Annotated in this window: 1 pseudogene; it reads left to right on the forward strand. The window is 70.7% G+C overall.

Annotated features, from left to right (window positions below):
- Positions 1–300 precede the first annotated feature (300 nt).
- Positions 301–564, forward strand: a pseudogene (locus ABEA93_RS42050) (Mur ligase family protein); the annotation flags it as partial.

Consider the following 564-nt stretch of genomic DNA (forward strand, 5'->3'; position numbering starts at 1 on the left):
GGTAGGTGCCCGCCACCTGGCCCGGCGGCTCGGCGGTGATGTCGAAGTAGGTGCCCCGGCTCGCCGCGTACGCCTCCCGGTCGTCGGCGAGGATCCTCATGGCAGGGGAGCGAGCCCGACCCGTCACCGCCTCGCACGCAGGGCCGCGTTTGTTGAGTTAGCCTGCGTCACCTCTCAAGCCGTTCGCACCGATTGACGCAAAGCCAAGCCTGTCGTGCCAGGCGCCAAAACGCCGGCCTGTCTCCGTCTGCTTTCCCAACCGGCGTTATTCCGCACTCGCCAGCGGAGGATGGGGCGTGCCTGCCCAGCGCCTTCACGACGCCCGAGGCCCCCGGCCTGCAGGCCCTGCTCGCCCGGATGGCCGACGACGGCGCGACCCACGTCGCCATGGAGGTCTCCAGCCACGCCCTCGCGCTGGGCCGTGTCGCGGGGACACGGTTCGCGGTCGGCGCCTTCACCAACCTCTCGGCCGAGCACCTCGACTTCCACGCCGACATGGAGGACTACTTCGCCGCCAAGGCGCGCCTGTTCGACGGGCGCTCGCAGCGCGAGATCGTCTGCGTC

Source organism: Yinghuangia aomiensis, assembly GCF_039542225.1.
GTDB classification, from domain to species: Bacteria; Actinomycetota; Actinomycetes; order Streptomycetales; family Streptomycetaceae; genus Yinghuangia; species Yinghuangia aomiensis.